This window comes from Methanohalophilus euhalobius (assembly GCF_900215215.1).
Classification (GTDB): Archaea; Halobacteriota; Methanosarcinia; order Methanosarcinales; family Methanosarcinaceae; genus Methanohalophilus; species Methanohalophilus euhalobius.
The window spans coordinates 99,767-108,951 of record NZ_OBDR01000001.1; the positions used below are offsets into that span (position 1 = coordinate 99,767).

The 9,185-nt window shown below is 42.7% G+C and carries 15 protein-coding genes and 1 tRNA gene; all 16 read right to left on the reverse strand.

The window, feature by feature from the left end:
* Positions 1–111: 111 nt before the first annotated feature.
* Positions 112–252, reverse strand: coding sequence for a hypothetical protein (locus CP947_RS10435; protein WP_164908998.1), 141 nt, complete (start codon positions 250–252; stop codon positions 112–114).
* A 91-nt stretch (positions 253–343) separates the two neighbouring features.
* The gene (locus CP947_RS00525; RefSeq protein ID WP_096711328.1) at positions 344–586 is read right to left on the reverse strand and encodes a KEOPS complex subunit Pcc1; all 243 of its coding nucleotides are present in this window, start codon (positions 584–586) and stop codon (positions 344–346) included.
* Between the two features lie 2 nt (positions 587–588).
* Positions 589–1,041 (reverse strand): rRNA maturation protein, encoded by a 453-nt coding sequence (locus CP947_RS00530; RefSeq protein WP_096711329.1) that lies wholly within the window; start codon positions 1,039–1,041, stop codon positions 589–591.
* A gap of 4 nt (positions 1,042–1,045) precedes the next feature.
* Positions 1,046–1,183, reverse strand: a complete 138-nt coding sequence (locus tag CP947_RS00535; RefSeq protein ID WP_013037265.1) for a DNA-directed RNA polymerase subunit P — start codon at positions 1,181–1,183, stop codon at positions 1,046–1,048.
* A gap of 5 nt (positions 1,184–1,188) precedes the next feature.
* Positions 1,189–1,476 (reverse strand): 50S ribosomal protein L37ae, encoded by a 288-nt coding sequence (locus CP947_RS00540; protein WP_013037264.1) that lies wholly within the window; start codon positions 1,474–1,476, stop codon positions 1,189–1,191.
* Positions 1,477–1,519: 43 nt separating this feature from the next.
* A complete protein-coding gene (rrp42, locus tag CP947_RS00545) occupies positions 1,520–2,314 on the reverse strand; it encodes an exosome complex protein Rrp42 (RefSeq protein ID WP_096711608.1) in 795 nt (264 codons plus the stop codon).
* Positions 2,292–3,179, reverse strand: a complete 888-nt coding sequence (gene rrp41, locus CP947_RS00550; RefSeq protein WP_096711330.1) for an exosome complex exonuclease Rrp41 — start codon at positions 3,177–3,179, stop codon at positions 2,292–2,294. Before rrp41 ends, rrp42 begins: the two co-directional genes overlap by 23 nt.
* A 50-nt stretch (positions 3,180–3,229) precedes the next feature.
* Positions 3,230–3,997 carry an exosome complex RNA-binding protein Rrp4 gene (gene rrp4 / locus CP947_RS00555; RefSeq protein ID WP_096711331.1) on the reverse strand — a complete coding sequence of 256 codons (768 nt, stop codon included), beginning with the start codon at positions 3,995–3,997 and terminating at the stop codon, positions 3,230–3,232.
* Between the two features lie 12 nt (positions 3,998–4,009).
* Complete coding sequence (locus CP947_RS00560; RefSeq protein ID WP_096711332.1) at positions 4,010–4,702, reverse strand: ribosome assembly factor SBDS; 693 nt, start codon at positions 4,700–4,702, stop codon at positions 4,010–4,012.
* Positions 4,703–4,725: 23 nt separating this feature from the next.
* Positions 4,726–5,496 (reverse strand): archaeal proteasome endopeptidase complex subunit alpha, encoded by a 771-nt coding sequence (psmA, locus tag CP947_RS00565; protein WP_072358139.1) that lies wholly within the window; start codon positions 5,494–5,496, stop codon positions 4,726–4,728.
* Between the two features lie 71 nt (positions 5,497–5,567).
* Positions 5,568–5,936 (reverse strand): Rpp14/Pop5 family protein, encoded by a 369-nt coding sequence (locus CP947_RS00570; RefSeq protein WP_096711333.1) that lies wholly within the window; start codon positions 5,934–5,936, stop codon positions 5,568–5,570.
* Positions 5,936–6,649, reverse strand: coding sequence for a ribonuclease P protein component 3 (gene rnp3, locus CP947_RS00575; RefSeq protein WP_096711334.1), 714 nt, complete (start codon positions 6,647–6,649; stop codon positions 5,936–5,938). The genes CP947_RS00570 and rnp3 overlap by 1 nt, the downstream gene beginning before the upstream one ends.
* Complete coding sequence (locus CP947_RS00580; protein ID WP_164908997.1) at positions 6,636–7,073, reverse strand: RNA-binding protein; 438 nt, start codon at positions 7,071–7,073, stop codon at positions 6,636–6,638. The genes rnp3 and CP947_RS00580 overlap by 14 nt, the downstream gene beginning before the upstream one ends.
* Before the next feature lie 14 nt (positions 7,074–7,087).
* Positions 7,088–7,678: a 50S ribosomal protein L15e gene (locus CP947_RS00585; protein ID WP_096711336.1), complete on the reverse strand. Its 591-nt coding sequence runs from the start codon at positions 7,676–7,678 to the stop codon at positions 7,088–7,090.
* 139 nt (positions 7,679–7,817) lie between these two features.
* Positions 7,818–8,017, reverse strand: a tRNA-Trp gene (locus CP947_RS10440).
* 103 nt (positions 8,018–8,120) lie between these two features.
* A complete protein-coding gene (gene cobT, locus CP947_RS00590; protein WP_096711337.1) occupies positions 8,121–9,176 on the reverse strand; it encodes a nicotinate mononucleotide-dependent phosphoribosyltransferase CobT in 1,056 nt (351 codons plus the stop codon).
* Between the last annotated feature and the right edge of the window lie 9 nt (positions 9,177–9,185).

Below are 9,185 nucleotides of genomic sequence, written 5' to 3' on the forward strand. Positions count from 1 at the left end.
ATTAGCGGAATTCCGGTCAGGGAAATTATAAGAAAAGCCCAAACAAAGGCCAGAGATAAATATGAATGAAATTCGAATTTCATTACCTTTAAACGCATGGGCCAATCTAAATTAAACTTTGTCTTCTTCATTTGATAGGCGACTTCCCTCGTAATAATCCTGCTGCTTTGCTATTTTATTGAATTTTTTGCAGGCACGAACCCATAAACAAAGAGGTCTCTCACTGTTTTTCTTACATGTTTTAAGAGCCATAAAATACCTCCAGATTAAATTTGAACAAGACTAGATTTAAAGTTTTTCACTGGATATGGATATTAAAAGTATGCATAAAACAGGGTGGAAATTAATTTAGTGATGTCAGAGTGACCATTTCAGATGCTACTTTGATAAGCCTATACCAGGTATTCAATGTGGACCTCATCGATATTAGGTCATCTGATGTAACTTTCATTATCAACTGATAGTCTTTGACATCTATTTCTATTGATGAACGATCTGTAACCAATCTATCCAATTCTGGTTTTACAGACAGGTACAATTTAAGGGCATCCGGAGTTTCAATGATTGTTTCTGAAGATGAATCCATACTTAATCATCCGTTGTCTTGAACCCCTTTATCTTTAGATTGAATAGATTATTGCCATTACAATAAAAGCTCATTAGGTCATCAGCTACCTGAATAGAACACCTGGAGTTATTATTACCCTCAGGTAATAAATCAGCGAGGAATCCTGCCAGTTTACCACTGCCTTTAATGGACGGCATACTGTCCTTTGAAGAGGATTTTTTGGGCTTGTCATAAAATACAACATTCATCCATATGGATAATTGCTGTTGCCCTTCACTATCCAAAAATGTCATACTGGCAGGATTGCCATGATATTGCCCTACAATAAGCAGGGTTTCAGCATCCATACCATACAGTATATCCTCCAAACCACTTTTACCCCGTGTGACATACTCGCAGTTAAAAAAAGATGCAAGATATTTACAAAGGGTACGGGTTGGAGGTGAAGGAGAGCGTGATGAGGAAATTAACATCCTCTCACTCTGCTTTCAATGTCTTTATAGTGGTAGGTCTTCCTTTTACAAGAATACGATTCCCACAATAAGGACAGCGTATTCCAGTGTACTGGTAGTCAATTTCAACTGCTCTTTTACACCGGGTACATTTATAATCCATATCTATTACTCAACCTGTTCGACTGCTTTCTTAACGGTTCTGGATATCGTTTTGCCCACAGAAGTGGATGGGGTGTATGTACCACCTGCAAAGGTGTGGCCACATTTCCTGCATTCCCAGATACCTGTACCGACCCTTTTTACAGTAGGTCTGTCACATTTCACACAGGTATGTGGCATATGTGTCCGTTCTTCGATATCTCCAACAAGTTTACGATCCTTACGACCGTACCTGGTACCGTACCTTCCTGCTGAACGGGAAACCCTTCCCTTTTTTGAATACTTTTTTGCCATGATAATTGTCTCCTTGGATGGTATGATCTAAAAACCCTGTTACTCATATTTCCAATAAATACTTTTCTCGTATAATCTCGCCTTTTTCCTTCGCGATCTTACTTGCCTTAACAACTTGTGCCGGTGTCAAACTACCTGAACCACTTTTTTGCATTGAACAAATGGAACCGTCCTGATTAGAGGATATGGTAATTCTTGTTTCACATACTGATTCTTCACCATAAGTGGGATCTAACACCATTTCATCACCAATCTTGACCAGTGATATACCCACAGGCATTTCACGCACAGGCATGGGGTAATCTTCACCTTTTCCTTCTCTTTCAGAAGGTACTGTTGTGGTCATAAGGGCAGCGATTGCACCCAGGGATGCGGCATCAAGTATATTTCCGGAATTATTCAGAACATGGACATCAATGAAAACCATCCATACCTCTTCGCCTTCCGTAATACAGAGCTTGTTTATATCTATTGCGCCAGATTCCCTTATGCCTCTATCTACAATCCTGGCCATCTCGATAGCTTTCTCTCTTGGAGGACCTGCTTCAAAGTCAGGTGAAGCAATTGGATTAAGTTCCATATTGGTAATGATAACTCCTTCTGTAGGACTATCGGGGAAAGGAGTACCAACCTGCATTTTGACACCCACCATTACCTGGGTATCCCCATACTGCACCATTGCAGAGCCTTCTGCCTTATCAATAATACCTGTTTCAAGAGCAATATCCCTTAACTCATTGAATTGGCGACCGTCTTCACGTTCACCCTTGAGCATAAGGTTGTAAATATAATCCCGTTTCAGTCTGGAAATAACCTCACTGCCGCTCATCTTCTTCACCCTCATCCTCTTCGGTTACATCATTTTCATCCGAGTTTTCTGCTTCAGATTCTTCATTGTCGAATGAGTTATCCCTTTCTTCGTCTTCCTCTTCTTCTGGTTCAGGGACTTCTTCTGGACTTTCCTCTTCAGCTTCTTCGCCTTCTTCATCCTCATTCCCATATCTGGAAACAAGGGCTTCACGCTGAATTTCAAGAATTTGCTGGCAGCCTTTTTTAACCATCTCCAGGCCTTCTTCAAGTTCTTCAGGAGTAAGGTGACCATCCATCTGGAGAAGAGTTATTTCCCCATCCTGGGTCATTGCGACAGGAAGATCAGCCTGACCATAATTATCTTCTGGTTTGTTGAGATCAAGAACAAGCTGCCCATCAACTTTGCCTACTGCACAGGCCGAAACAAGCCCTTTCATGGGTATGCCAGCATCTGCAAGAGCAAGTGTTGCTGCATTGATAGCAGCGGTCCTGGTCCCTGCATCGGCCTGTAATACTTCTGCGAATACATCTATTACAGCACCGGGATAATATTGTGTCATCACAACAGGTTCAAAAGCTTCTCCACTGACTTTGGATATCTCAGTACTTCTTCTGCTTGGGCCCGGTCTTATCCTATCTTCCACAGAAAAAGAGGCCATATTATACTTGTAGCGCACAAGTACTTCATTGGGTTTCTGCATCCTTCTCGGGTGCAGTTCCCGGGGGCCATAAACTGCTGCAAGCACCTTATTATTTCCCCATTCAAGGTAACATGAGCCATCGGCTCTTGAAAGCACACCCATCTCTACTTTCATGGGTCGGATCTCATCAACACGCCTTCCATCAAGGCGAAGACCCTCATCATCAATAAAACGTTCCGGTTTATCACTCATTACAAGTTCTCCAAAATCCTGCTCAGTATATTAAATATTAAAAGGGCTGCTCAACTTTCATCTTCATCACTAAGCAGCATATCTACTTTTCGGCAAGCGTCTTCTGTGTAGTCCTTTTTACTACTGGTAAATGGTACAGGTTTTTCCTTTTCCTCGATTTCATCGGATTCTTCATAACGCAGGAAAGCACTAATATGGTTGGTCAATCCTGATGTGTGGGATTTATTTTCGATAATCTCTATGGCCTGTGTCAGCCTGTTTATATCTTCATCTTTACCCTTTAACCATATCCTTCCGTTTTGCCCTATGAAAATGTCACAATTGGATTCCTTTTTGAGCATTGAAACCATGGATCCATTATGCCCGATGATACGTGGAACCTTCGTAGTGGATACATCTATAATCCTGCCTTCATCCAGACGGCGAAGACCTCGATCCTTCATTGAAAGTTCTACTTTCATGGAAGTATTAACATCTTTTATACGCAAAATCGCACAGTCCCCGATGCCTATTTCTTTTCGCATCATTGAACTATCCACCCTTTTGGGATATTCAGATACATGAAGAAGTCCGTCATACGGGGAGCCGATATCAAATATCCAGTTTGATGAAGTTACTTCTATTACATACCCAATCACATAATCCCTGGGGGACGGTATGTACTTACCTGAAAAAGGAACAACTGTTACACGATTCTTATCATTGGCTACCCCGTAGAACAGTGAATATACTTTGCCGTCCTGCACATACGTACCTGTTCCAGCTTGCTTTTCATTTTCGGAAAGCATCAGACCGGGATAAACGATTTTGCGTTTCATCCTGAAATCCCCTTATAAGAGCTCAGTCTCAGCATCACCTTTTGTGAGCCTGTTAATAAGACCATAAAAATCATTCTGCAATCCTGCGGGCATCCTGACTACAGCTGTCCAGGAACCATCATTTTCCCATTTATCTTTTACAAGGGTTCCGAAATTTGCTATTTCACCGTAAGATTTAGCTGCATATGAAGGAGGAACCTGTACCTTAATATCGACCTCTTCAAACCTGATAGGGATTATTGGACGAATTGCTTTCATCACAATTTTTACCTGCTCATCAACACTTTTAAGAGGATCAATATGTACTTTTGCTTCTTCCATTGCAGTTTTAATACGGGCTGGTGGATGAGGTGCACGCGTTTGCGGATTAAGCGCATTATGAGCAATAATGCTTACAACCTGCTTTGTCTTTTCTTCAAGGAAATGCTTTCTCTGCTCCTGGGTAAGCTGTAGTTCCCCATGCATTATGATGTTGCCTGCAACTTCATAAACATCATCCGTACCAAAACTGTTAATGATATCGGATTCTGCTGCATGATCTCCTTTCTTTGCATCGGAGAAAATATCTTCAACAGCAAGAATTGTCTCCAGCTTTACATCATTTCCTTGCCTGTACTCAAGAGCACCATCCGGGTCAACCAACACTTCAAAATGGTTACTACCTTTCTTAAGACGGGCAATTAAAGCTTCATCAAGAGATACCATAATTTTTCACACCTGTACTGGATTTACTGTTCTGCTTCTTCATCTTCTGCTTCTTCGGTTTCATCTTTGTGGTTTTCAAGTATCCGCTCCACATAGGATTCAACCTGCTGACTGGAATATTTGGAGAACATCTTATCTTCCACTTTCACCACACCGACTTCCAGAGTGGATGCATCCAGTTTCATGTCTGAAGCATTGTAAAGGGCTTCCATACCAAGCATAATAGCTTCATCCAGATCCATTCCGTCCTTGTATTTTTCTTCGAAAACTTCCATGAAGGCGTTTCTACCTGCACCGATTGCTGTTGCCTTATATTCAAGTAGTGCTCCGCTTGGATCTGTTTCAAAGAGTTTTGGTGTGGAGCCATCAACACCTGCTATTAAAAGAGCTGTTCCATAAGGACGTACGCCTCCGTACTGAGTGTAGGTCTGCTTGTGATCACAAATCTTCTTTGAGAGCACATCAACACTTATAGGCTCATCATAGGAGACAACATTAACCTGTGCTTCTACTCTGGCACGATCTACAAGAGCACGTGCATCAGCTACAAGTCCTGAAGTAGCTACCCCGATATGTTCATCAATCTGGAATATTTTTTCAATGGATTCAGCTTCAATCAAATGACTGGTAATTCTTTTGTCCACCAGGAGGACTACACCGTCCCGGGCTTTGATTCCAGCAGCTGTGGTTCCTCTCTTTACTGCCTCACGGGCGTATTCTACCTGAAATAACCTGCCATCAGGACTAAAAACCGTGATCGCTCTATCATAACCCATTTGTGGTGCCATCTGCATTTCGTATCTATCTCCTATTAATTCTTATGCACGTGGTATCGATAACAACGTATAATATAGTTTCTATCCATTTATATGTGTTTGTCGTCAGGGACGTTATATGAATCCCTTTTTTCAATGTACTTTTCGGTTGCCGATCGCACAGTACCTGCAATTCCAAGCACATTTACAATTGCAGGATAACCACCTACTCTTGTAATTGTAGCAAGTATAGCCCGGGTCAGGTCTCCTGAACCTCGCTTGCAGCGAAGTATACCCATATTATCATTAAAATCAAGCAGCCTGATACCGGCCTGACTTGAACCAAAATCGCCAATTAATGCAGCGGAATTGGAAAATATCTCATTGAGGAAATCCTCCCGTGAAACCCGTATCTCGCATATTAATTCCAGTGCAAGATACCTTTTCGGGTCCCGAAGAGTAGGAGGGAGTACTTTCATTAACAAAACTCCTGACTATTGTATTGAATAATGCGAACACCTTGCGGAGTTGAGGTATTTCTTCTGTTGCGTTTGATGATTCCTTCCGGAATAGTACTCAAAGCTGCATTTGCTTCATCCTCTTCCATACCGAACAACCCGGCAAGCGCAATCATTTCCCTGGGAGCCCGCATGTCATAGCAGGACATTGCATTGCTCGTAAGTATTGTGGGAACATTGTATTTTCTTGCAAGCTGTAAATTTTTCCTGAAATGTCCCAGAGCATGTACCCGCCTTCCACCCCTCTGTTTGATTATGACATCAAGGTTGAATGCGATTGCCACTTCATTATCGTGGGCTGATTTTGCAAGGACATGATTAAAACCATTGTCTCTGCCGGTGGGAAGATTAGTCAGGACATCTACATTGGGATTTTCTACTGCACTGCGATTTATGGATTCACTGCCCCCATGAACCACAAGAACATCTACTTTCTTACGAAACTTCCCAACAAAACCATGAAGTCTTGAAGAATTACGGACTTCTATCTCCACTCCATGAATCAGTTCTATACCTTCATGCGAACCATCAGATGGTGGTTCCCTATCAATATGATTCGTTATACCAATTCCTGAATATCCAAGATGGTTTGCAATTGAAAGCATCTGGTTTACAGAACCTGAACCATCCGGAAGCACATGGACATTCAAGTCATAATAATCAAATCTGCTCAAAAAAATCCTCCAGCATTTCAAGGGCTTTATTCCTATCTTTAGGATAAGTGGCGATTTTTATTTTGACAGCAATCGCATCAGAAGATGATTCCGTAACAAGTTTTCCAGAATATGCTTCCTGCTTGCTAAATCGTAGATGTAGCATCAGCTGATCATCAAGACGCTCATCAAGTTGGCGAAAAAGTTCATCTCTTTGGGATTTGGACAATTCCGAAACCAGACGGTTCATTAACGCAGAAGTTTCAGCCTTGCGCTTAAAATCCAGACTATACAAAGCCATCAGGTTACCGTAATGTCCCTCCACAACCATAGAATTTATCTGCTCATCGATATCCGAAGAGTTGCGGATAACATCCGGTAAAAGAAATTTCAGGGCAGAGATTACTCTGTCCCTGTCTTCGGTTGCATGCGCAGTTACGCGCAATGTTATATAGTGAATCACTTGCCCTGGTTATTGTTGGACCGGACACTCGGCCTGGTTTTCTCCGTACCGGTTCCTTTACGGCGCATACCTCTACTCTTTCTTCCTGCGCTTGTTTTTCCACGGAAAGTACGTCCCCGGCTGGAACTGTCACATATCCATTTAAGGTCCTTGTCTTTAACAATGGCAGGATGGAATGGATCCACAAGAATTGCTTCAAACCATTTATTCTTTCCATCTTCTCCTATCCAGTAAGAGTTGAGTACTTCCATGTTAGGATGGCGGCGCGAAGCCCTTTCCTCGGCAATTCTCTGGAGACTCTTTTCTCCTGTGATCTTGTTTTTACCCATATGCTGGGTCCTTCTTCCACGCATATAACGGGAATTACGCCTGCTCCCACGGTGCACCTTTACACGTACGACTGTGATTCCCTGTTTTGCCTTATATCCAAGGGAACGTGCGCGGTCTATACGGGTAGGCCTTTTTACACGGGTTACTGAGCCTTCACGTCTCCATTCCTGAAGTCTTTCCCATCTGAGATCCTTTACATAAGAATCATCAGGTCTTTTCCATGCGTCTCTTACATAACTGTAAAATGATTTTGACATTATTTCACCTTGTTTCATTCATTGACGGTTCAGCCATAAAGGCCACACTCCAACGGGATTTTTTCCCGTAGATGAAACACGCCGCTAATACGACGGCAATATGATTTAAAGGTTTGTGTTACAAAAGAAAAGGAAAACGTGGGGCTGGTGAGATTCGAACTCACGATCGACGGGTCTCTCCGAACAACTGCACTTAGCAGCTTTGACTGTTCTTATGAACACATATCAGTGCTCCAACGGTTCCTCACTGGCAAACCCCGTCGGGCAAGCCTCAGTAGACCCGTTGTTCATCATTTATCCGCTGGAGCCCGTCGCCATTCCTGGCTAGGCCACAGCCCCGCAAAACACGTTGCATGAAACGTGTAAGCATCCACCCAATACACCTCATATATAATATATTTACCGGTGCAGAGGCGGATAACCCGGCAAATATGTAATGAATTTACTCATAATCTTCCAGCAGATCTGCCAGCTCAATGCAAATCTTCTCCACCTGTGCCGTCATTTCCTGACGGGAGTGTCCCAACAAACGTCCTATATAAAAAGCCCCTCCTGCACCGACTCCTTCTTTCACATAGCCCTTCTCATATTGCTGGAGGCCCAAAAATTTTGATTTGCCAAATCCGAGATCTTCAGCAAACATTTCTACTCCAATTTGTTTTGCCAAATCACGGAAATTTGCAGTTTCATCATTTGCCACATAGCTAGTAGTAACAATGGAAAGATTACTCGTATCCATTCCCATATGTTTTATAATGCTGAATACGGCAGCCATCTGTGTTCCACCTGCAAGAATTACACGTGTACCATTACCTATACCGGAAACAAGTCCGGCAACTGCAGGCATCATGGGATCACCCACACAACGTACAGCTTCAAGAGGATCCTGCCTGAGTTTTCCGTGAGTGATATCTGAAGATTCAAGAGCTTGCTTTACAACCTGTGCTTTCAGTCCTATAGGATTTGCTGAAGCACTACTGCTCACTTTTCCATCATATCCCAGAGCGTTTAGAACCGCCTGAGCAGTTGTCGTTCCGCCCGGAATACTCTCTCCGATAACTATAAAATCTGATTTATCTTTAAGGTTTTTACCTGTTTCTTCTGCACGTTTGAAAACGGTGTGCGGATCTTCTACTGCGATTTTATTACGTATATCCGCCCCTGCAGGGACTTCAAGGTCTATCATAGGTACTTTAGGAGTGAGTTTCATACCCGCACGCACAAACACATGAGGCACTCCCGTAGTAACCAGAACGGCCCGGGTAGTAATCCCTGGCGTAGGAGTGTTAAAAGGAGGAGTCATAGGCAGTACGGGAACACTTATGATATTTCCCGTTTCCAGCACTTCAGCATCTCCTGCAGGAGTATAATCTGTCAGTTTGGCACTCTTTCCTGCGGCTGAAAGACCCTCTATATATGCAGTTTCGGTGTTGGAAAGCACACATACGAAAAGAGGCTTTTCGGGTACATCTTTATGTCCAGGTAGGAATGAATCCATGATAACCAC